We start from the raw sequence: 19,742 nt of genomic DNA on the forward strand, positions 1-19,742 counted from the left end.
CCCACGAGGCGCTCGTTCATCGGGTTGATCTCGACCCATTGGCCGCCGACCTTGTCGATCACCTTTGGCGGCAGCGCGGGTCCATTGCGCAGCTCGATCTCCAGCTTACGCTGCGAGCAATCCTCGTCTGGGCGATGCAGGATCAGACCAGAGGTGTAGAACCCGCGCAGTGCGCTGGCGCCGGAGAGCGCGAGGAAGGGATCGTCCTTCACCTGCTGCTTGCTGAGCTTCTTGGTGTGATGGATCAGGATTACCCCACAGTCGGGGTCGATATGATCGCGCAGGACCTCCACCCGTTCCTTCAGGAAAAACATCATGGCGGTGTTGTCGTTCTCGCCGCCGCCATCGGGCCCGCCGTCAAACAGGTTCCGGATCGGATCGACGCAGAGAATGTCGGGCGGTGCGTCGGAGAACGCGGTCTGGACGGCCTGCGCCACGCGCATGCTGCCCTCGTTGTTGAGCAGTATCTTGAGCTTTGGCGTTGCGACGAAGGTGTCCCTCGCAGCGGCCAATACGTCGGGCGGCAGGGCGATCTGTTTCAGGCGCTCGCGCAGATAGTGATACTGGATCTCGGCCTGTAGGTAGAAGACCCGCAGCGGCCGCGGCGGGGTGAAGCCGAGGAACGGCACGCCTGCCGCCATGTGCACGAGCCAGGAGATCAGCAGGTCGCTTTTGCCGACCTTCGGCGCGCCACCTAGCACCAGCAGCCCGCCTGGCGTCAGCACGCGCGGCGCGATGAGGTCCTCCGGCATGGGGCTCTGGTCGTCCAGCAACGCACCGAGTGAGAAAGCGGGCATTTCCTCCGGCCCCGGTGCACCATTGGTCAGCCGGATCAGGGGCGGTCCGTATTTCTTGACATGCCGGTTCCAAAGCCGCTCGGACTCGCGCTTGAGCCGTTCCACCGGCCACTGCGGCCGCAGCATGGCGGCGTTGTAGCCACAGATGCCTTCCCAGCCCTCGTCCTTTGTCATCCGGCCCTCGTGGACCATACGGATGAAATGCCCGATCGCGGCTGATGCCCCTTCGAAGCGGGACCAATCGTCCTGCGCGCCCTCGCGCACGGGCGTGATCAACACATCGTCCATCGCCGGTTTGTCAGGATGGGTGAACTCGGGCTGCAGGGAAACGCCCGGGGCGGGAGGCATGTCGGCGATAGCCTCGATAAACTCCGCCAGATCGCGTTCGCGTTCTGCATTCAGTTCGACGATGCGTACCCGCGTCTTGAGGCTGTTCTTGTAATAAACGCTGCCTGCCACCCGGATCGGCTGGTGGGCTGAGCGGAAGTGCATGTCCCCACCGACCTTGGCGGCAATGTCACCGCGCAGTCGGCAGACGCGTCGGATGTCATCTCCCTCGGCGGGCTCGGTCAGCGCCCACCAGACGTGCGCTTTCCGCTGCCCTTCGGGTGTCACGCCACCGCTCTCCACAACCATGGTTGGCGCACCGAGGTGGCGTTCGAGATGGGCGCGCTTGGCGGCAATGTCGCCGGTGTCCAGGTCGACCACGACGGTCTGCATCTGCAGGATCTCGGCAGCTTTGGCTTGGCCGGATGCGGCCACTGTGCCGGGGATCACGTAGACGGCTGCGCCTTCCCGCGAGGCCCATGTGGCGAACGTCGCCATCTTCTCCGGCGCGGACTGATCCGCGTCCAGCCAGATGTTATGCGGGCGACCATCGATGCCCTGGCCCTTGTCGATGAAACTGCGGACCGGGATCAGCCCGTCGCAATAACCAAAGACGACTTGCATGAATTGCGCGATCTGTTCGGGATCAGGCTCGTCGCCGAACACGTCGATCTGCGGGGCCGCGTCGTTGAAATCCGTCCATGGGTTGAAATGGATGATGCCGTCGTCGCTCAATGATCCTGCCTCCAGCACCGCTCGGCGTGGGCGCAGAACCGGCATTCAAAGAAATCGCGATTGGCGGCGATGCGTGGCAAAAGCTCGCCCGCGTCGGTGGCTTGCAGGATCCGCACCGCGCGGTCGGACATGCGCTGCGCCAGATCCGCATCGAAAGGGACGAGCTCATGATGCAGCTCGGCGGTGTCCTTGTTGATCGCGGTGAACAGCGCTGGCGCCGCCGATATCCCCGGCACCGAACACTCCAAGTAAGCTTGGTAGATCGCGATCTGGGCGGCGTAGACGGGCTTGGAGACCGTCACGCCGTCCTTGACGCAGGCGCGCCAGTTCTTTGCGTTCATGGTCTTGCATTCCCAGAGCGCCGGGGTGCGCAGCCCCAGTGCCGCCGGGGCGTCAGCAATGATCCCATCGACATGGCCCCGGATGCGACCACCCGCGACAGAAAAGCCAAACTGGCCGCAATCGCGTTTCTGGGTGGCCAGATCGATCCCGGCGGCGCGCAACCAGCGGATCGCGAGTTCCTCGAGCTGGTGACCGATTGCGAAGATCCGCAGCGTCTGCCCGCCGAAATCGGCCCCCTCATCTTTCGGTGCACCGGCAAACTCGAATTGTAGCGCGCGTTCGCAGGCGTGGCCGAGGCGGGACGCGCCGAGATAGGTCCGGGGCGGCGTGGCCTCGCGTTCGGCGATGAGGGCGGCGTCGACCAGCGCGTTGATCCGCTCGGCCATGGAGGGACGCGGGTTGAAATCCAGCATCAGAACGGCACCTCCGGAGTCTGGGCCCGCGCGATGTCGGACATGGCCTCACGGAAACCCTCGACGGCTTCCTCGATCAGGGCGCGCACCTGCGCCTCGGTCAGATCGGCGAAGGCGGTATGCCAGCCGATCTCGTCCATCAGCATGGCGATGCGTTTCATGGTGGCGGTGACGGCGGCGCGTTCTTCTTCTGTCAGGTCAACCATTTCAAAACGCTCCCGCGCCAAATGCGTCCACAAGCCTTGGCAGGGCATCGAGCAGAACCAGACCGATGGCCGGGGCCGTTTCGACCGGACAGGATCGCGCCAGCCAAAACCATGCGTGGGTTGCCGGCAGACAGCACAGAGCGTTCCACGCGGATGCCAGAGACGCCGCCGCTCCTCGGCTGTTATGGGGGTTGAAGATGTCATGGGTCATGCCGCCCTCCGTTCGGATCCGGCCACCGCGTTCACGGCTGCCTGGATGGCGCGTTTGTTGAAGCCGAAGGTCATCAGGGCAGAAGCGCGATAGCGCGTCAGGCCGAAGTCGTGCCGGCACTCGGGCGGCAGGTATTTCAGCTGCTTGTCGGTGGGTGGCTGGCGCAACCATCCTCGCGTCTTGAAGGCGCTTTCATCACTCTCATGGGTGTTCAGCCAGTCATCAGCCTGCGCGAGGCAGACGGTGCGTTCGCCGACGCCCAACAAGCGTGGCCGCTCACCCTTGGCCCCGCCGATGGCGTACCAGACCCCGTCCATCCAGAAGATGCCGCCCCAGGCCGTAAAGCCCGTGGCCATCAGCGCGTCGTCCGTCCCGAAGAGATCGACCCATGCGAAGCTGGAGCGCTTTAGAAGGTCGATCTCGGTCATGACAAAGCCCGAAAGTGGCACTGCCTCCGCGCCTGTTTCGCCCTCATCCTGCAGGAACACCTCGCCGCAGAGCGGGCATTCGGTGGCGGCGAGCGGGATCTCTGCCGCGCAGGCCGGGCAAGTTTTCGTCGGGGCTTCGCCGGTTTCGGACTTGCCGTCGAGATCGACATCCTGTTCCAGCGTGCCGTGGATCAGGCTCGAGGTGCCGAAGTCCAGCACCACGCAGTCGGTCTTGACGATGCCGGGGTGCTCCTCCGGATCAACCGTGCGCAGCCCGCGCCCGACCATCTGGATCATGGTGGATTTATAGGAGCTGGGCCGCAGCAGCACGACACAGGACGTCGGCGGATGATCCCAGCCTTCCGTGAGCACCGAAACGTTAACGATCACGCGGGTCTTGCCTGCCGCGTAATCAACCAGGATGGCCTTGCGCGCCTCGGAAGCCAGATCACCATGGATCAGTGACGCTGTGATACCAGCCGCGCGGAAGGCCTCGGTCACATGGTCCGCGTGGGCAACGGTCGAACAGAAGACGACCGTCTGACGATCACCTGCCTTCTCACGCCAGTGGCGGATCACCTCGTCGGTGACAGGCGCGCGGTCCATGATGTCCGCCACCTCGGTCATGTCGAAATCGGCACTGGTCTTGCGGACCGACTTCAATTCCTCCTGCACGCCGACATCGATCACGAAGGTGCGCGGCGGCACGAGGTGGCCCGAGGCGATCAACTCGCCCAAACGCACCTGGTCGGCGACATTGTCGAAGACCTCGCGCAGACCTTTGCGATCGCCACGGGTAGGTGTCGCCGTCACCCCGAACACCCGGGCTTGCGGATTGGCGTCGCGCACCCGGTCGATGATCCGGCGGTAGCTGTCCGCCACCGCGTGATGCGCCTCATCAATCACCAGCAGATCGAGGCGCGGCATGTCGGTCAGGTTCGACGCCCGCGCCAGTGTGGGCACCATGGCGAAGGTGACGTCGCCGCTCCAGCATTTCTCGGTGGCGTCGATCACCGAGGTGGATGCTTCCGGCACCACACGCTGGAACTTGGTGCGGTTCTGCGCCGTGAGCTCGTCGCGATGCGCCAGAACACAGGCCTTGGCACCGTCGCTGATCATCTCGCCGGTGACCGCCGAGAGCATGATGGTTTTGCCCGCGCCGGTGGGTGCCACGCCGAGCGTGTTGCCGCGGGAGGCGAGCGCAGCAACACTGCGCTCGACAAAGGTTTTCTGGCGGGGGCGAAGGCGCATGACCGATCCCCCCCTTACTGTGCCCAGCTCGGCCGCCCGGGGGCACCGGGGTTGGCTGCTGGCGGATTGGACGAGGACGTTGGGGCGGCAGCATTCTGCTGCGGAGTGGCCCCCGGCCCGGCGTTACCACTGAACTGCAGGGGCGCCGTTCCCATGACCTGCGCATAATCGCGATGGTCAGGTGTGACCGCGCTGCGGATCTCGTTCTTGTCGTCACCGCTTGCATCGGTGCCGATATCGATACGCGCGATGAACTCGATCCCGTCCAGATCGGCAAACCCACTGATCCGCCGCGCGGCCTGCGCCTCCGCCGACATGTCCTTGTCGGAAATCCCCCGCGCCGAGTTCAGCATGCCACGCACGAGGCTGCGGCCCATGTTGGTCCAGTCCGGACCCTTGGGGCTGTAGAGGCCAATCAGCGTAAAGATCTTGCGCCGGGCATATTGACCCTCGGTCACGGTGAACTCGCCATTGAGATAGACAGCGCCTGTCGAGCCACGGGTGGCGTAGCCGCCGGTCCAGCCCTGTGAGGCGTCGTCGAAGCCGCCGGGACGGATGGTAAGGCGCACCTTGGCCAGTGTACCCTTCGGGATCAGGTTGGTGTTGCTCTGCGCGTCGTTGAAATCGTTCCAGGAACCCATGGGGAACCTCCTTTTTCTGATCAGGATTGCGGTTGGGATTGGTCGGCACCGGCCGGATCGACGGGCGGCTGGCTATAGGTCAGGCGATCCGTCGCCGGGGCTGCGGGCGTCCGGATCTTCGCCATCAGGCGGCCGAGATGGGGTTCTTCGACTTGGGCCAGGCGGCCGGAGCGGTCCTTCGCCGGAAAGCCCCAGGGATTGATCGTCTGGCAGACGAAGGCGCGATACGGATCGCCACCATCGGCCTTCAGTTCCACCATGGTGATTACCTCATCGACGATCCCCGGCAGTTCCAACCCAGTCTTTGAGCCGTCGATCTGCGGCTGGAAGACCTTGCGATTGAAGTCGTCGAGCTTCTCGTCGAGGATCCCGACGAACCAGACGTTCTTGGCCCGTGTGTGCTGCAGGTGGGTGAGCCAGCCGATCATTTCGCGGCCGTGTAGCCCGTAAGCGCCGCGCACATCCGGCTTGCCGGTCTTCTCCGACAGCGCCTCGGGCTGACCCTTGCACCACCCGAAGCACAGCCGCCCTGCGACGGTGATCGAGTCCACGAAGATGGTGTTGTAGCGGTCCAGTTCGGCTGGATCGCCGAAGCGGTCGCAAACGGCGGCGTAGTGCGCCGGGCTATAGGGCTGCTCCTCGCGCAAAGCCGGGTTGGGCCCGCCGATGAACACCGCGAAATCCCGACATTCCGTCCAGGTGCGCGGCCGGATGCTGTCACCGGACCAGCCTTCGATGGCGAGATCACCCGCTTCGAGATCCATGAACAAGGTGCGGTCGGGATCGAGGGTCCAGAGCAGCGAGGTTTTCCCAATGCCAGATTTGCCGAAGATGCAGCCCTTGATGCCGCGGGGCTCGGCAAGTCGCTGGTCAGCGCTGATGATGGGGAGGCTCACTGGTCTGCCCCCTGCGCAAGGATCTCGACCTTCAGCGTACCGGGCCGCACCGTGCGCGCGGGCTCGAAGCCCTGACGGATCGCCTCGGGCCAGGCGGCGTATTTGCGCTCGGGCACCTTGTAGGCCAGATCGACATATTCGGCGGGATCGTCCCCGGCATCGCGGATCCTTGCGACCATGTCGGCCAGTCGGTCCTGATCCCAATCCACCCGCTTCGGCAGATCAGCGACCACGGTGAAATCGCCGTCATCGAACCGGACTGTGCCGGTGTCCTTGGCCTGAACCTGGCGTTCCTCAGCGGCGCGGGTGGCGTAGCGGACAGCCAGTCCGGCATCGAAGCGGATCTTGGCGGCCTTGTCGCGCTTCAGGCGCTCGTCAATCTCGCGCTGCAGGATCGCCAGCAACTCGACCGGCAGGGCCGCGATTTCCGCTGCGCTGAGAGATGGCAGATCGTCAGGCGTAGGTGTGTTCTCGGGGAATGGCATGAAATGGTCTCCGTGATCGGTGAAAAGGGGTTGAAATGCGGGCATCACGCGGCCTCCTGTTCGGCGAGCAGCAGCTCGGACAGCGAGACGGCAGCGGCTTTGGGCTTGGGCCGGGCAACGGCGATGTAGGCGAACTGATCCGGGCCCACGCGCTCCTGCACGAGATACACGAGACCAAGTTCAGCGGCCCAGAAGGCCCGCGATCCAAGCCTGCTCAATTCGGCCCGCGCCGCATCCGGCAGCCCTGAAAACACAGGGAAGATGTCGAGCACCAGAAAGCCGCGATGGTATTCCAGCCGGTCGCCGGGAACAGCCTGCGCCACCCAGGCGCAGAACTCGATCTCGGACAGCGGTCGGCTGGCGCGAACGGTGACAAAGGGTGTGGTTCCCATGAACATGATTTCCTCCTTTCGCCTCTACTCAGGCCGCCGCGACATCGTCCCAGCGGGGACCGAGACCGCTTCGGTGTCTTGGTTTGAGGCGTTGTGCTGGTCGTCCGGCTGACCCGTGTCGGCGTCGGCGTAGACCGCCACGAGAGGCGTCCCATCCTGGTGGGCACCGGCATTCTCGATGCGGTATGCACGCTGGTTCTTCAGGATTTCCGGCAGCTCCCAGCGGCGGTAGAGGCCGGGGATGCGCTTGAGGTCTGCGGACAAGAGGTCGGCTTTGCGGATCATGCGGGTCGACTTTCGGTTTGAGTGGGGCGCGCGGTGGCGTCTGAATGGGAAAAGCCACCGCGCAGCAGGGATCGGGACATCCGATCAGCGAAATTCTTGCAGGGCATCGCGCAGACGCCGAGTTGCTCGCTGATAGCGTTTGCGCGTCGCCGCCTCAGACAGCCCCAGTTCGGTCGCGACCTCGGATTGAGAGAACCCGTCGATGGCCACACGGATCACCAGATCCGCATCCGTGCCGACGATGCGGACGAGATCGCGGTGGAGCAGTTCGGGGCTGGCGTCGGCCCGCAGCACTTCAACGTCGATCGGTATTTCGTCGGGGTCGGTCTCGCTGCGCAGTCTCTGGCGCATGTCCTCTCGCTGACGCGTTCGGATCAGGTCCCGCTCAATGTTCCGCAGGATGGTCGCCGCGATCCAATTGACCCGCTGCAGATCCAGACCCCGAATGGCCTCGGAAGCTCGTGCAAGGATTTCGGATGCAACCTCGTCGCCGGTGCCGATCCTGCGCCAGATCGATCTGCGCCGAACGGCATCCAGCCCCGGCCAGAGCGCCAGCAGCATCAGCGTCAGGGCACAATCGGCGGTCTCGCCATCAGACTGCGCGACCCTGACCAGCGCGACCAGCAGCTGGTTTTTCTCGTCCGGCGCACGGCCACCGACGTTCAGCGTGTCCAGCAAAGCGGCGGGATCAGCGAAATGTGCGAGCAGTTCGCTGCTGCGCCGCAGAGCATCGAAGGTGTTTTGAAAACCGAGAGTTGATGAAGAAAACATGAGGTGATCACGGATCTCGTGCCACGCGATAGACATTGGACGCCTGCCTTGCGGCCAGGCGTCCAGCGCCTTCTCAAAGCCAGGTCAGGACGTCGTGCGTCTCTGCGGTTTCAGGAAATTGGTGAGATGCGCGCCTTAGCGCGCAGGTGATTGCGCCTGGTTCAGCGTTCCGCAGCCCCGACAGGTGGCCACGACCGGAAAGCCAACGAAATACTCGTGGCCCCGCGCGAAACGCAGGTGCATACGGCCGTCTCGGCAGACGCCGAGCAGCTTGTCACAGCGCGTGCAGCGCCATTCCGGGCTCAAAGGGTTGGGTTTTGATTTTGCGCCACCGGTCCAGCTCATCTGGGCGGGCTGGCGGGAAGTATCGGGAGTCGGCATGGAAGTGCTCCTCTGATGAGTGAGCCTTTCCAATAATCAACGATTTGTTAGACCGTCTCCCGGCGCATGTTAGACCGACGTTAGACGGGCCCTTCGACCAGCGCATCGGAGACACCTTCGGTCGGTTGCCCGGCGAGCATCAGACGCCAGTAGCCATTCTTTGCACCCTTGCCGATATAAACGTCCCGGATGCTGTCCCACGTATTCTTCCGGAACGTCTGTTGGGGGCTTCTGGATTCGAAGCCTTCCATCAGCGCTTTGACCTGAATATCGGGACTGCCTTTCCCGGCGGCGACAACAAGGCGTTCGAAGATTGTAAGTTGATCGTTCCCGGTGAGGTGCAGCGGCTCCTTGCCCGGAATGAACAGGGTGCCAGACTGCGCACCTGTCCGGACAACCCGCGGTGACACGCCCCCGCGTGCGAGCGAAAGGTTGTTTCGATATCCGAGTTCGATGCCGTCGCGGGCGAACAGGATTTCCTCGTCCGCCGATGCGAGATGGGACAGAAGTGGCACAACCACGTTGGAGCCGAGATGCGATGGCATTTCCTCACTGGCCGCGAGGATGATGCCGACGCCAGCTGTGTTCCGCGCACGCAAGGCCAAATCCAGCCTTTGGGCAGTTCTCGGGTCATTCAGGCGCCGGGCGAAATAGACGGGCACCTCGGCACCATCCACCTGCATTGCGCCGAGCAGGGTCAGGTCCGGGTCGAGGATCTGGGCTGTTCGCTTGCTCAAGAGCGGCTTAATCAGCCGCATGAGGGTCTCGTGAAGCCATTGGCCGTTAATCGCGAACATCTCGACATCCGACACCGGTCGCTTGCCTGCGTCCTCGCCGAACGGGCCCACCGTGTTGACCATGCCCTCTGTCGCCGACGGCTTCATGGTGCCTTCCCCGTCGAGGTCGTCATCGTCGATCAGGACCACATCCTGACGGTCGCGGCGCTCAAGCAGCCCACCCTCGATCAGGCGACTGGCGTCGAGCCCGAGTTCCAGCAAGTATCCTCCGCTGACCTCATCTTCAACGCGGTCATGGAGTTGCACCAGTTGGGGGAAGATTGCCTGAAGGTCATCGGGCGCGATCTGCCGGAATGCGCTCAGGATCCCCCATTCTTTCAAGAGAGCGAATCCCAAGGCGCGCTCTTCGGGATCCGTCTTGCTTTGCAGGTTACAGCTCTTCGTGCCGGAGATCGTGAGATTGAGCGCCCGCTCCTTGTCATCGCCGACGCGGTTGTAGGCGACAGCAATGGCAATCCGACTGAAAGCTTCGGCACGGCGGAATATGTTTCTGGTCCCCAGATACTTGTCCGCCACCTCTTCAATGTCGTCATCGACGGCGACCTTCAGTTGCAGCTTGCGGCGCCAGATCCCGAGCCGGATCTCGGCTTCCACGACGCGGGCAAACGCGAATGCATAGCCATCGATTTCCGGCGGCTGCAGACGAAGCGAGGTACGAAACCGCGAGAGGTTATAGCGCTTCCAGGTCAGAGGTTTCTGGGAGATGTCGTGGCCGAGGGCAACTTCGGCGAACGAGTCGCTGACTGTCTGGCGAACCACCGGGCTGTCCGCACAGACCTCGATCTGACGAAGCGATGGCGTGTAGATCAGCGTCGCCTCGTTGGGTGGTCGATAATAGATGGTTCCCCTGCGTCCGTCGTGTCGATGGTCATAGACGCTGGACAGCGGCCCGCCATGCCGGACGATCAGCATGATGGACGCGGCGTGTGTTTCAGTGGCGGGCAGATCGAGCGCTTTCACCGTGCAGGAAATCTCGGGTTTCAGTTCGAGCACCCCCTTGATCTTGGCCGCCAGTGCCGTCTCGTCGATTGCGGTCGCATCGAGGGCTACATGATTTTCAAGCTCGACCTCGAAGGCGTCGTAAAGCTTTCCGTGCTCACGAAATTGTCGAGCAAAATGAAAGCTTTCCGCGTCCTCAAACGTTTCGCGCGCATTGAGATAGGTCCAAATGCTTCTGCAGATCTGGTCTGGTTGTCGGTCGAACTCCTGCGACTGCGTATCATCGAGTTGCTGCTTGATAATCGTCGTGAGGGAGGTCACGCCCTTTCCGTCTGCGAGCGCCCGAATTCTACGTGATCGCTGCTCTGCCGGTCGCAGTTCATCCTGATCAAATTCAGAGAGCGTTTGGATGAGGTCCAGCCGAAACGCCTCCACGGCATCGTCATCTGTCAGGTCAGATGGGTTATCTGGCAGGGCGAAATCTGGCTCGTTTTCGCCCTCTCGGACGGAGAGTGCTGCTCGGGCAAAATCGATGCGCGCATCTTCGATCAACGCAAGAATATTGGGACCGATCGGAATTGCTTTGCGCGCCATGAAATCACCTCAACGAATGTTTGCTCTCTACCTGATTCAACCTCGGATAATCGTTGACGAAACTTTCTTTCGCAAGAGGTGATGTTCACTACTTGTTCGCGCTTATAGGTAGCCACAGGGTGCGGCATGTCCCACAAGGGGCTTCGGGGTGGCTTTTGATTGGTAACAACATCACCAATCACGGCTGCCAGAGACATGAAACGACCCAACCCACTCCCAGCGGACCAGATGACCCCGGCGGAACGCCGTGCCGATTTGTGTGGCCTGCTGGCTATCGGGCTGGTTCGCCTGCGGATGCGCGATCGGGCGGAGGTATCTGAGAATAGAAGAGAAAGTTGCCTACACTATCCGGCCGACGAATGGCGTCATGCAACTCCAACTCACCGGAGAAACACATGACCAAACAAGACCCCATTCCCGTCCGCCTGGCCGCGCTGAAGACAACGCCAACGCCAGACCTGAAGACGCAATGGCGTGAGCTGTTCGACATCGAGCCGCCGCCGTTCAATCGTCGCTACCTCGAGAGCCGCCTCGCGTACCGCATCCAGGAACTGGCCTATGGTGGCCTGAAGCCGGAAACTGTGAAGCGGCTGGAAGCTCTCGGCGAACAGCTGGACGGTGGCGACCGCAAGAAGAGCCGCATCCGCGCTGACCTGAAGCCCATCGTAGGTACACGGCTGATCCGTGAATGGCAGGGCATTGAGCATCTCGTCACCGTCACGTCTGACGGTTTCGACTGGCAGGGCCGACCTTACAAATCGCTGTCCGCCATTGCCCGCGCCATCACCGGCACGCGCTGGAACGGCTGGGTGTTCTTCGGCCTGAAAAATCACAGGAGGGGCGCATGACCAAACCCATCGTCAGAAAACTGCGCTGCGCCGTCTATACCCGGAAGTCATCGGAGGAAGGTCTTGAGCAAGAATTCAACAGCCTCCACGCCCAGCGAGAGGCCTGCGAGGCGTACATCGCCAGTCAGCGGTCAGAAGGCTGGGTGTTGGTCCGCGATCAATATGATGATGGCGGCATTTCCGGCGGCACGCTGGAACGACCCGGCCTGAAACGACTGCTGGCCGATGTCGAAGATGGCTTGGTTGACGTGGTCGTCGTGTACAAGATCGACCGCTTGTCGCGCTCACTGATGGATTTTTCCAAGCTGGTAGAGGTGTTTGACCGCAATGGCGTCACCTTCGTATCCGTCACTCAGTCCTTCAACACCACCACCTCCATGGGGCGGCTTACGCTGAACATCCTGCTGTCATTCGCCCAGTTCGAACGCGAGGTAACCGCCGAACGCATCCGCGACAAGGTCCGCGCCAGCCGTATGAAGGGCATGTGGATGGGTGGCGTGCCACCTCTGGGCTACGAGGTGAAGGACCGAAAGTTGGTCATCAAGGAGGCCGATGCCGCCAACATCCGCTGGATCTTCGCCCGGTTCATCGAGATCGGATCGGGCACGGAATTGGCGCGGGAACTGGCGGCGCGCGGTATCCAGACCAGCCGTGGCAACCGGATCGACAAGAAGTACCTGTATCGCCTGCTGAACAACCGCGCGTACATCGGTGAGGCCGTACACAAGGGCGACAGTTATCCCGGCGAGCACGATGGCATCATCGACAAGGATGTCTGGGACAAAGTCCACGCCATCCTGACCGAAAGCCCCCGCAAGCGCGCCGCGCGCACACGCGCCGACACTCCTGCGCTGCTGAAAGGTCTGCTCTACGGCCCCGACGGGGCGGCCTTCTCGCCGACACACACCCGCAAGGGCGGTCGGCTGTACCGGTACTACGTCAGTCAATCAGTGCTGAAGCACGGCGCGGGCTCTTGTCCGGTCGGCCGTGTTCCGGCAGGCGAAATCGAGGCCGCCGTCATATATCAACTCCGCGCCGTGTTCCGCCAGCCCGAAATCGTGGCCGGAACGTGGAAAGCAGCCCGCTCGGAGGATGGCGATATCACCGAGGCCAACGCCCGTGACGCGCTAACCCATCTTGATCCGCTGTGGGACGAACTGTTCCCCGCCGAGCAGGCACGCATCGCCGCACTGTTGATCGAACGGATCGATATCGGCACCGATGGCCTGAGTGTTAGCCTCCGGATGGACGGTCTGACCGGTCTGGCACGAGAAATGATGGCCGAAGTGGGGTACGCGGCATGAACCGCGCGACGCCAGTGACGGAAACAGTGACAGTGCACATCCCGTTCCGCCTCGTGAAGCGAGGCGGCCGCAAGGAGATGCAGCTGCCGGACGGGGCATCCAACCAACGCCAGATAGACAACACCTTGGTCAAGGCGCTGGCCCGCGCGTTCCGCTGGAAGCGGATGCTGGAAAGTGGGCAGTTCGCGACGACCGCCGAACTTGCCGAACATGAAGAGATCGCGGTTACTTACATGACGCGAGTGCTGCGCCTGAGCCTGTTGGCGCCCAACATCGTGGAGGCGATCATCAAGGGACGGCAGGCGTCGGATTTGAATCTAGCTGATCTGCTGGGACCATTTCCATCAGAATGGGCGGCGCAGCAGCATCTCAGTCCTGTTCAGTGACCCTCAGGTTATGAGCCGAATCTTCCGGGAAGGCGCCTGTCCTTTGATTTCAACTGGTTACGCGGTAACCCCTTGAACTGGCGTCGTTTTCTAACCGCACCTTGCCGCAGCCGACCGCAGCGGACGGGCCCAAACGGGGAACAAAGTAGTTAGGCAGGTTGACCTATTGTTGACCCGCTTCGAAACCTTCCCCGCCCGCGTCACCCTTGTGCTCCAATGTCGCACAACCATCGGTCAATACAGGAGTCAATTTTGCGCGCGCGCAAATCGGTAGGACTCTCCGCCGGGACCATGCCGAACTCGACCCATCAGAGATGTCCTGATCGATCAGCCTGAACCAACATGAGCGGCCAAAGCTGACAATCAGGCGCGGTAGGGATACCGCAGCGCAGCTTCTCTGAAGCGGTCGTTTGTGCTCTACGCAGCATCCCTACTCGGCCGGAGGTCGGCTATGCGGACTGAGCGGCCTGATGCTGCCGCAGCAGGATTTCACGCGAACATCCAAATCGTCTTCGCTGTAGCAGCATCGAATTCGCGGCGGCGCGGCGTAACTTCACGGAAGCCGTCATTCCCTACCTTGCAACAGCCCAAGATTCAGTCCGGGCATTCGCTGCGCCGTCAATGAACTGGGAGGATGCGGGACGGAACGAACCGGCTTTGCTGGACCAGCAGACCGTCGAATCGATCATTCTGCCGCCACGTCGCCCGTTCCAAACGCGCCTTCGGCCTGCCAACGCTGCGCGATTTCGCCCAAGGATTCCAGCACTTGGCGCAGATCGTTGCCTCGTTTTGTTAAACCATAGGTGACCGCGGGCGGGATCGTTTGCGTCTGATCGCGCCAGATCACACCGGCCGTCTGCAACATTCGCAACCGCTCCGTCAGCACCCGGGTTGAAATTCCCGGTACAGCCCGTTTCAGCGCCCCGAAACGTTGTGGCCCACCATCGCTGAGGACCCAGAGAATATAAGTTGTCCACGGCCCCATCAGCAAGCGCAGAATGGAGTCCATGGGACACGCGGGCGGTGTTGTTTGTTTCATTTTGAGGTTCTCCAAGGGCAGTTACTTTTCAGTGCCTACTTTTCTTTCAAAACTAAGACGCTTTATAATACTAGAGCGAATAGCAAAACCTAGCAAGGGTGAGCCATTCGGAAGAATGCCCAGGCAAATATTACAAAAAAAGGGGACGTCGAAATGAGCGAAAAATCTGTGAAAATTACATACTGGGCGGCAACCGGGTTGGTTGCGTTGGTCTATCTGGGCGGGGCGACATTTTACATCACCGCGCATGACATGGTTGCGGGAATGTATGAGGGCTTGTTGAAGTACCCAACCTACATAATATGGCCGTTGGCCATCCTAAAGATCGTGGCGGCCGTAGTCATCCTTTGGCGCCCGTCGACGTTCCTGTCCGATTTCGCCTATGCGGCGATGTTCTGGCACCTGTTGCTGGCCGCTTCAGCGCATATAGCTGCGGGCGATCCGGGCTGGCCGCCGGCGATCATCGCATGGGCGGCACTGATCATATCGTTCCTGACGCAAAACCGGGTTCGCGAAAAGAAATCGCCCTACGGTGATTTGCTGAATAGCGCGGCGTAACCGGAATCTTAGCAACCATAGGCGGGCTGGATCGTCAGGCTTCGCTCGCAATAAAGACGAAAGGATGCAGTACATGACCCGAATGCCAACGATGTTCATTCCACACGGTGGAGGCCCCTGTTTCTTCATGGACTGGGACCCGCCAGAAACCTGGAACCGGCAGCGCGAGTTCCTTGCCGATGTGTCCGCGTCATTGCCGGAAGCCCCCAAGGCGTTGCTGGTGATTTCAGGCCATTGGGAAGAGCCGCAATTTACGGTGCAGAAAAACCCGGCCCCGTCGCTGTTGTTCGATTATAACGGGTTTCCACCTCACACCTACGAACTGACTTGGCCCGCGCCCGGCGATGTCGCGCTGTCCGACAGGGTGCAGACGCTGGTCGAGGCGGCCGGGTTCCCCTGCCCCGTTGATGAGGCGCGCGGTTACGATCACGGCGTGTTCATCCCGCTCAAGGTGGCCTTTCCGCAGGCAGACATTCCCTGTGTGCAGCTTAGCTTGCGAAGTGATCTTGACCCAACTGCGCATATTGCGGTCGGGCGGGCACTGGCACCGTTGCGAGATGAAGGTGTTCTGATCATCGGTTCGGGCAACACCTATCACAACATGCAAAAAATGATGCATGCGATGCGGGGTGGTGCAACCGATTCCGTGAACGGGCAGGAATTTGACCGCTGGCTAAGCGATGCGGCCACCCGCACCGATCCAGCAGAGCGTGATCAAATGCTGGCTCGGTGGGACGCCGCCCCTGGTGCCCGCGATGCCAACCCGCGCGAAGAACATCTGATTCCGCTGCATGTTGTCGCGGGGGCCGCCCTTGCCGACAAAGGCGTGAAAACGCTGGAGGATCACGTGCTCGGAGCAGTCGAAAGCGCGTTTACCTTTGGCTGAATCCCATCAGACGCTTGAACATCCAAATCCAACCCGAAAAATCGAGGAATACCCAATGACAAACATTCAAAACGGCCCTTTCATCGTCACCGGTGCATCCGGCCAACTTGGCCGACAGGTCATCGACAATCTGATTGCGGCCGGTGCCGGTCCGATCATCGCCGTCTCCCGTTCGCCGGAAAAGCTGGCCGATCTGGCTGACAAGGGAGTTGAGGCCCGCAAGGGTGATTTCAACGACCCCGCATCGTTGAGCGCGGCTTTTGCGGGTGGCAAGCGTTTGCTGATCATTTCGACCGACGATCTGGAACCAGGCAAGCGACTGGCAGCGCATAAAAACGCCGTTGCAGCCGCGACGAAGGAAGGGATCACACATATCGTTTATACGTCATTGACAAACCCGGTTGAGGAAAGCCCGATCACGTTCGCCAAAGATCACAGCGACACCGAAGCGCTAATCAAGGACACCGGTGTCGACTATACCATCCTGCGCAACAACCTTTACACCGATCTGGTGCTGATGGGTGGTGGGCAAAGCATTGGAATGGGGCAACACTTCGCCGCTGCCGCTGAGGGGAAAACCGGCTATGTTACTCGCGCCGATTGCGCCCGCGCCGCTGCAGCGGCCCTGATGCAGGAAACCGGTTCAAGCGTTTTGGACATCACCGGCCCCGCGGCGCTTTCCCAAAGCGACATCGCGGCCTTCCTGTCGGAAATCTCGGGCAAGGATATCCCCTATATCCCGATCTCAACCGACGATCTGGTCCAGGCAATGATCGGCGCTGGCTTGCCAGAGTTCATGGCAAAGGTTTTTGCGTCCTTCGACGAGGCGATGGCCAAGGACTATCTGAGTGTTGCAACGGGTGATCTGGAAAAACTGACCGGACAGGCCGGCCAGTCGGCGCGTGATTTCTTGATTGCCAACAAGGCGGCCCTGCTCACCCCACCGGCGCAATAAGGAAACCATGATGAAGCTTTACAACGCCAATTTCTCGCCCAACGCCCTTCGGGTGCGGGCGGTTGCCCTGGAACTGGGGATCGATCTTGAGATCATCGAGGTCGACATACGCGGCGGCGACAACCGCAGCGTGGAATTCCTGTCGATGAATCCCAATGCCAAGGTGCCGGTGCTGGCAGACGGCGATTTCGTGATATGGGAATCCCGCGCCATCAATTCCTATCTGGCAAGCAAGAAACCCGAGCGCGGTCTTTATCCCGACGACCCAAAGGCCCGGGCAACGGTGGATCAGTGGCTTTACTGGCAGACAATTCACCTTGGTCCGGCAATGCAAAAGTTGTCGTTCGAGCGGTTCCTGAAAGCGAAGTTCGGCATGGGAGAGGCGGATCAAAGCGTCATAGACGCCGAGTTGAAGAACGTAGATCAGTTCCTAGCAGTGCTGGAATTCGGCCTTGCGGGCAAGGATTGGATCGCGGGCGATCTTAGCGTTGCGGATTTCGCGCTGGCCTCGACATTCATGTACCGTGTGCAGTCTGATATCTCGCTTGACGATCTCCCGAACGTCGCGGCCTGGATCGAACGGCTTGAGGCGCGCGCTTCGTGGAAGGAGGCGTTTGCACCTGTTCGGGCCCTATTTGGCGTTTAGAATCCACGGAAATATCTGCGGGGGCGAGGCATTCGCCCCCGCCCCAAAGAAGGCCATATCGTGCAAATAGGCATATACACATTCGCAGAGTCGGGCGCAGAGTCGGGCGCCGATCAAGCTGGCAGCGTCAGCCCTTCCCAAAGGCTGCGCAATCTGGTTGAGGAAATCGTGCTGGCCGATCAGGTCGGGCTGGATTGGTTCGGCGTTGGCGAACATCACCGCCCCGACTATGCAGTTTCAAATCCTGCTGTGGCGCTGGCAGCGGCGGCAACACAAACCAAAAACATCCGCCTTTCCAGCGCCGTTACCGTGCTGAGTTCCGATGATCCGATCCGCGTCTTTCAACAGTTTTCGACGCTGGACAACCTGACCCAGGGGCGCGCCGAAATCATGGTCGGGCGCGGTGCCTTTGTTGAATCCTTTCCGCTGTTTGGTCATGCGCTGGATGACTACGACGGCCTTTTTGCTGAAAAACTCCGGCTATTGATGATGGTGAACGAAGCCGAACACATAAGTTGGCCCGGCACAAAACATTTGCCTGCGGTCGATCATCAGGGCGTCTATCCACGTCCCTATCAGAGCAAGCTGCCGATCTGGCTGGGTATCGGGGGAACGCCTCAATCGGCGGTGCGCGGCGGAAAACTTGGCCTGCCGCTTGCGCTTGGTATAATTGGCGGGGAACCTGTGCGGTTTGCGCCTTTGTTCGATCTTTACCGCTCTGCCGCCACCAAGGCCGGGCACGACCCGGCCATCCTTGAAACCTCACTGAATGTGCATGGGTTTGTGGCCGAAACCAGTCAAGCCGCCCGCGACATTTACAGTGGCCCGCATAATGAGGTCATGACCCGACTTGGCGCAGAACGCGGATGGCCCCCGGCAACCCGTGAACAGTTTGATACCATGAGCGGCCCCAGCGGCGCGTTGTTCGTGGGCGGCCCCGCAGAACTGACCGACAAGATCCTCGCCCATCATGAAATTTTCGGCTTTACACGGATTACCATTCAGATGGCGATCGGGCGGCTCGATCAAAAATCCCTGATGAACGCGATCGAGATCCTGGGAACCCGCGTTGCACCGGACGTCCGCAAGGCTCTGGGGTCCTAACCATATAAACCAGAAAGGCTGGAAATGTTTGAACTGACGCCCCGCATCGGCCCGCGACCAGAGACTACCGATTGCGCGCCTCACGAGCAGGTAAGCCAAAACCCCGACGCCAGTACCTATCAAGAGCTCAAAAAGCGCGCATTTGATTTTCCCTTTGTCGAGCGTCGCCCCAGCATTATTTCTGTCCCCGGAGCCGAAGCTCTTTGGCTGGCACATGATCATGCCCACGGCTGTCGAGAATCTTTTATGGTGGGAAATGAGTTTGCCCATGTGCATCCGCATTATGACGGCTCCATGCATCTGATGCTGCCAATCGAATGTACGCTTGAACTGTTCGCCAAAGGATGGGGCGAGCCGCACCCGATGGTGGCCTCAGGCAAGATCCCCGCAACCGCCGTCATGGTGTTCGCCGCGCGGGACACAGCCGAGATCGAAACAGCATTGAAAATCCTCGCTACGTCTTATGATTTCGCGCGTGGAAAACTCTCAAACCCCGCGTCGATCCGGCTGTGAAGCTGGCTCCCCCATGTGTCTGACGTCAGCGCCTATGGGTCCAAATAGGGCGATTTGATAAGAGAGGGTTGTTGGCTCATCGTTACCACCGAGGAGTGGGACATGAGACAGACAACTGGAACCCGAAAGAGCCCTGGCGAACGTCGCAGCAAGGATATTTTCTGTATCGCAATCGGTGGAAATCAACGAACTGCGTTCAGCCCTATTGCGGCACGTTCGTGTGAGCTTTGTACCGCCCCCCGAGGCACTTGGTAAACTCCTCGAATTTTATGAGATCGCGGTGCTTCAAGATCGGATTGCTGTGGCAGAGGCTTCTTTAGAGAAAGCTGATCTTGGCGTTAACGATCAAGGCCTAGGGTCAGGATTCATAACCAGTAGATAACGAGAGCTGCGAGGGCGATTGCTGAGAGGAACACCTTCGGGCATCGGTCATAGCGGGTCGCGACGCGCCTCCAGTCTTTGAGCCTGCCGAACATGATCTCGATGCGGTTGCGCCGCTTGTATCTCCTCTTGTCGTATTTGACTGGCGTCTTGCAGCAGTGTCCCAACAGTTGGTGTAACTCCCGCCGGTAGCGCGGGCTGAGCGGAGCCTTCGCATAGCGAAGCGAGGCC

The 19,742-nt window shown here is 61.0% G+C and carries 24 protein-coding genes; 9 read left to right on the top strand and 15 right to left on the bottom strand.

What is annotated here, in order from left to right; translation table 11 throughout:
• From HNS34_RS19695 to HNS34_RS19755, 13 genes are all read right to left on the bottom strand, one after another.
• Window positions 1-1,904 (bottom strand): AAA family ATPase (locus tag HNS34_RS19695; RefSeq protein WP_172321801.1); only part of this gene is annotated, 1,904 nt, incomplete at its 3' end.
• Window positions 1,856-2,614 (bottom strand): hypothetical protein, encoded by a 759-nt coding sequence (locus tag HNS34_RS19700; protein WP_172321802.1) that lies wholly within the window; start codon window positions 2,612-2,614, stop codon window positions 1,856-1,858. The genes HNS34_RS19695 and HNS34_RS19700, both read right to left, overlap by 49 nt.
• On the bottom strand, window positions 2,614-2,820 hold the full coding sequence (locus tag HNS34_RS19705) for a DUF6511 domain-containing protein (protein ID WP_172321803.1): 207 nt from the start codon (window positions 2,818-2,820) through the stop codon (window positions 2,614-2,616). The genes HNS34_RS19700 and HNS34_RS19705 overlap by 1 nt, the downstream gene beginning before the upstream one ends.
• 1 nt (window position 2,821) lies before the next feature.
• Window positions 2,822-3,031, bottom strand: a complete 210-nt coding sequence (locus tag HNS34_RS19710) for a hypothetical protein (RefSeq protein WP_127657421.1) — start codon at window positions 3,029-3,031, stop codon at window positions 2,822-2,824.
• Complete coding sequence (locus tag HNS34_RS19715) at window positions 3,028-4,710, bottom strand: DEAD/DEAH box helicase (protein ID WP_172321804.1); 1,683 nt, start codon at window positions 4,708-4,710, stop codon at window positions 3,028-3,030. Before HNS34_RS19715 ends, HNS34_RS19710 begins: the two co-directional genes overlap by 4 nt.
• 14 nt (window positions 4,711-4,724) lie before the next feature.
• On the bottom strand, window positions 4,725-5,351 hold the full coding sequence (locus HNS34_RS19720; protein WP_172321805.1) for a hypothetical protein: 627 nt from the start codon (window positions 5,349-5,351) through the stop codon (window positions 4,725-4,727).
• A 20-nt stretch (window positions 5,352-5,371) separates the two neighbouring features.
• Window positions 5,372-6,247: an ATP-binding protein gene (locus tag HNS34_RS19725; protein ID WP_172321806.1), complete on the bottom strand. Its 876-nt coding sequence runs from the start codon at window positions 6,245-6,247 to the stop codon at window positions 5,372-5,374.
• Entirely contained in the window at window positions 6,244-6,777 is a 534-nt protein-coding gene (locus HNS34_RS19730; protein WP_214647554.1) for a hypothetical protein, read from the bottom strand. Before HNS34_RS19730 ends, HNS34_RS19725 begins: the two co-directional genes overlap by 4 nt.
• The gene (locus tag HNS34_RS19735; protein ID WP_172321807.1) at window positions 6,777-7,130 is read right to left on the bottom strand and encodes a hypothetical protein; all 354 of its coding nucleotides are present in this window, start codon (window positions 7,128-7,130) and stop codon (window positions 6,777-6,779) included. Before HNS34_RS19735 ends, HNS34_RS19730 begins: the two co-directional genes overlap by 1 nt.
• Window positions 7,131-7,148: 18 nt before the next feature.
• Complete coding sequence (locus HNS34_RS19740) at window positions 7,149-7,409, bottom strand: hypothetical protein (RefSeq protein WP_214647555.1); 261 nt, start codon at window positions 7,407-7,409, stop codon at window positions 7,149-7,151.
• Window positions 7,410-7,493: 84 nt separating this feature from the next.
• Window positions 7,494-8,216, bottom strand: coding sequence for an RNA polymerase sigma factor (locus tag HNS34_RS19745; protein WP_172321808.1), 723 nt, complete (start codon window positions 8,214-8,216; stop codon window positions 7,494-7,496).
• A gap of 99 nt (window positions 8,217-8,315) precedes the next feature.
• A complete protein-coding gene (locus HNS34_RS19750) occupies window positions 8,316-8,561 on the bottom strand; it encodes a hypothetical protein (RefSeq protein ID WP_172321809.1) in 246 nt (81 codons plus the stop codon).
• Window positions 8,562-8,641: 80 nt separating this feature from the next.
• Window positions 8,642-10,891 carry a hypothetical protein gene (locus tag HNS34_RS19755; RefSeq protein WP_172321810.1) on the bottom strand — a complete coding sequence of 750 codons (2,250 nt, stop codon included), beginning with the start codon at window positions 10,889-10,891 and terminating at the stop codon, window positions 8,642-8,644.
• 395 nt (window positions 10,892-11,286) lie between these two features.
• On the opposite strand from HNS34_RS19755, the gene HNS34_RS19760 reads away from it, so the two are divergent.
• Genes HNS34_RS19760 through HNS34_RS19770 form a run of 3 tightly spaced genes read left to right on the top strand, consistent with a single transcriptional unit; the run spans window position 11,287 to window position 13,429 of the window.
• Window positions 11,287-11,739 carry a DUF2924 domain-containing protein gene (locus HNS34_RS19760; protein ID WP_172321811.1) on the top strand — a complete coding sequence of 151 codons (453 nt, stop codon included), beginning with the start codon at window positions 11,287-11,289 and terminating at the stop codon, window positions 11,737-11,739.
• The gene (locus tag HNS34_RS19765) at window positions 11,736-13,043 is read left to right on the top strand and encodes a recombinase family protein (protein ID WP_172321812.1); all 1,308 of its coding nucleotides are present in this window, start codon (window positions 11,736-11,738) and stop codon (window positions 13,041-13,043) included. Before HNS34_RS19760 ends, HNS34_RS19765 begins: the two co-directional genes overlap by 4 nt.
• A complete protein-coding gene (locus HNS34_RS19770) occupies window positions 13,040-13,429 on the top strand; it encodes a hypothetical protein (RefSeq protein WP_172321813.1) in 390 nt (129 codons plus the stop codon). The genes HNS34_RS19765 and HNS34_RS19770 overlap by 4 nt, the downstream gene beginning before the upstream one ends.
• 685 nt (window positions 13,430-14,114) lie before the next feature.
• Here HNS34_RS19770 and HNS34_RS19775 read toward each other — a convergent pair.
• Window positions 14,115-14,483 (bottom strand): winged helix-turn-helix transcriptional regulator, encoded by a 369-nt coding sequence (locus HNS34_RS19775; protein ID WP_235952826.1) that lies wholly within the window; start codon window positions 14,481-14,483, stop codon window positions 14,115-14,117.
• A 138-nt stretch (window positions 14,484-14,621) separates the two neighbouring features.
• On the opposite strand from HNS34_RS19775, the gene HNS34_RS19780 reads away from it, so the two are divergent.
• The 6 genes from HNS34_RS19780 to HNS34_RS19805 all read left to right on the top strand — a co-directional run bounded on the left by HNS34_RS19780 (window position 14,622) and on the right by HNS34_RS19805 (window position 19,130).
• Window positions 14,622-15,026 carry a DoxX family protein gene (locus HNS34_RS19780; protein ID WP_148057199.1) on the top strand — a complete coding sequence of 135 codons (405 nt, stop codon included), beginning with the start codon at window positions 14,622-14,624 and terminating at the stop codon, window positions 15,024-15,026.
• Window positions 15,027-15,090: 64 nt separating this feature from the next.
• On the top strand, window positions 15,091-15,912 hold the full coding sequence (locus HNS34_RS19785) for a DODA-type extradiol aromatic ring-opening family dioxygenase (RefSeq protein ID WP_235952827.1): 822 nt from the start codon (window positions 15,091-15,093) through the stop codon (window positions 15,910-15,912).
• 55 nt (window positions 15,913-15,967) lie between these two features.
• A complete protein-coding gene (locus HNS34_RS19790; RefSeq protein WP_148057197.1) occupies window positions 15,968-16,867 on the top strand; it encodes an NAD(P)H-binding protein in 900 nt (299 codons plus the stop codon).
• 7 nt (window positions 16,868-16,874) lie between these two features.
• Window positions 16,875-17,513 carry a glutathione S-transferase family protein gene (locus tag HNS34_RS19795; protein ID WP_148057196.1) on the top strand — a complete coding sequence of 213 codons (639 nt, stop codon included), beginning with the start codon at window positions 16,875-16,877 and terminating at the stop codon, window positions 17,511-17,513.
• A gap of 60 nt (window positions 17,514-17,573) precedes the next feature.
• Window positions 17,574-18,617, top strand: coding sequence for an LLM class flavin-dependent oxidoreductase (locus HNS34_RS19800; protein ID WP_172321814.1), 1,044 nt, complete (start codon window positions 17,574-17,576; stop codon window positions 18,615-18,617).
• 24 nt (window positions 18,618-18,641) lie between these two features.
• Entirely contained in the window at window positions 18,642-19,130 is a 489-nt protein-coding gene (locus HNS34_RS19805; protein ID WP_172321815.1) for a luciferase domain-containing protein, read from the top strand.
• A 365-nt stretch (window positions 19,131-19,495) separates the two neighbouring features.
• On the opposite strand, the gene HNS34_RS19810 is transcribed toward HNS34_RS19805, so the two are convergent.
• The coding region (locus tag HNS34_RS19810; protein ID WP_235952828.1) for a transposase at window positions 19,496-19,742 on the bottom strand (247 nt) is incomplete at its 5' end.

Source organism: Alterinioella nitratireducens (assembly GCF_013155465.1).
GTDB classification, from domain to species: Bacteria; Pseudomonadota; Alphaproteobacteria; order Rhodobacterales; family Rhodobacteraceae; genus Alterinioella; species Alterinioella nitratireducens.

Excerpts from the sequence above, each read along its gene's own strand:
- HNS34_RS19750 (WP_172321809.1), bottom strand. The coding sequence starts at position 8,561 with ATGCCGACTCCCGATACTTCCCGCCAGCCCGCCCAGATGAGCTGGACC.
- HNS34_RS19745 (WP_172321808.1), bottom strand. The coding sequence starts at position 8,216 with ATGTCTATCGCGTGGCACGAGATCCGTGATCACCTCATGTTTTCTTCA.
- HNS34_RS19795 (WP_148057196.1), top strand. The coding sequence starts at position 16,875 with ATGATGAAGCTTTACAACGCCAATTTCTCGCCCAACGCCCTTCGGGTG.
- HNS34_RS19700 (WP_172321802.1), bottom strand. The coding sequence starts at position 2,614 with ATGCTGGATTTCAACCCGCGTCCCTCCATGGCCGAGCGGATCAACGCG.
- HNS34_RS19785 (WP_235952827.1), top strand. The coding sequence starts at position 15,091 with ATGCAGTACATGACCCGAATGCCAACGATGTTCATTCCACACGGTGGA.
- HNS34_RS19790 (WP_148057197.1), top strand. The coding sequence starts at position 15,968 with ATGACAAACATTCAAAACGGCCCTTTCATCGTCACCGGTGCATCCGGC.
- HNS34_RS19740 (WP_214647555.1), bottom strand. The coding sequence starts at position 7,409 with ATGATCCGCAAAGCCGACCTCTTGTCCGCAGACCTCAAGCGCATCCCC.
- HNS34_RS19710 (WP_127657421.1), bottom strand. The coding sequence starts at position 3,031 with ATGACCCATGACATCTTCAACCCCCATAACAGCCGAGGAGCGGCGGCG.
- HNS34_RS19715 (WP_172321804.1), bottom strand. The coding sequence starts at position 4,710 with ATGCGCCTTCGCCCCCGCCAGAAAACCTTTGTCGAGCGCAGTGTTGCT.
- HNS34_RS19720 (WP_172321805.1), bottom strand. The coding sequence starts at position 5,351 with ATGGGTTCCTGGAACGATTTCAACGACGCGCAGAGCAACACCAACCTG.
- HNS34_RS19760 (WP_172321811.1), top strand. The coding sequence starts at position 11,287 with ATGACCAAACAAGACCCCATTCCCGTCCGCCTGGCCGCGCTGAAGACA.
- HNS34_RS19730 (WP_214647554.1), bottom strand. The coding sequence starts at position 6,777 with ATGCCCGCATTTCAACCCCTTTTCACCGATCACGGAGACCATTTCATG.
- HNS34_RS19765 (WP_172321812.1), top strand. The coding sequence starts at position 11,736 with ATGACCAAACCCATCGTCAGAAAACTGCGCTGCGCCGTCTATACCCGG.
- HNS34_RS19780 (WP_148057199.1), top strand. The coding sequence starts at position 14,622 with ATGAGCGAAAAATCTGTGAAAATTACATACTGGGCGGCAACCGGGTTG.
- HNS34_RS19755 (WP_172321810.1), bottom strand. The coding sequence starts at position 10,891 with ATGGCGCGCAAAGCAATTCCGATCGGTCCCAATATTCTTGCGTTGATC.
- HNS34_RS19705 (WP_172321803.1), bottom strand. The coding sequence starts at position 2,820 with ATGGTTGACCTGACAGAAGAAGAACGCGCCGCCGTCACCGCCACCATG.
- HNS34_RS19770 (WP_172321813.1), top strand. The coding sequence starts at position 13,040 with ATGAACCGCGCGACGCCAGTGACGGAAACAGTGACAGTGCACATCCCG.
- HNS34_RS19735 (WP_172321807.1), bottom strand. The coding sequence starts at position 7,130 with ATGTTCATGGGAACCACACCCTTTGTCACCGTTCGCGCCAGCCGACCG.
- HNS34_RS19805 (WP_172321815.1), top strand. The coding sequence starts at position 18,642 with ATGTTTGAACTGACGCCCCGCATCGGCCCGCGACCAGAGACTACCGAT.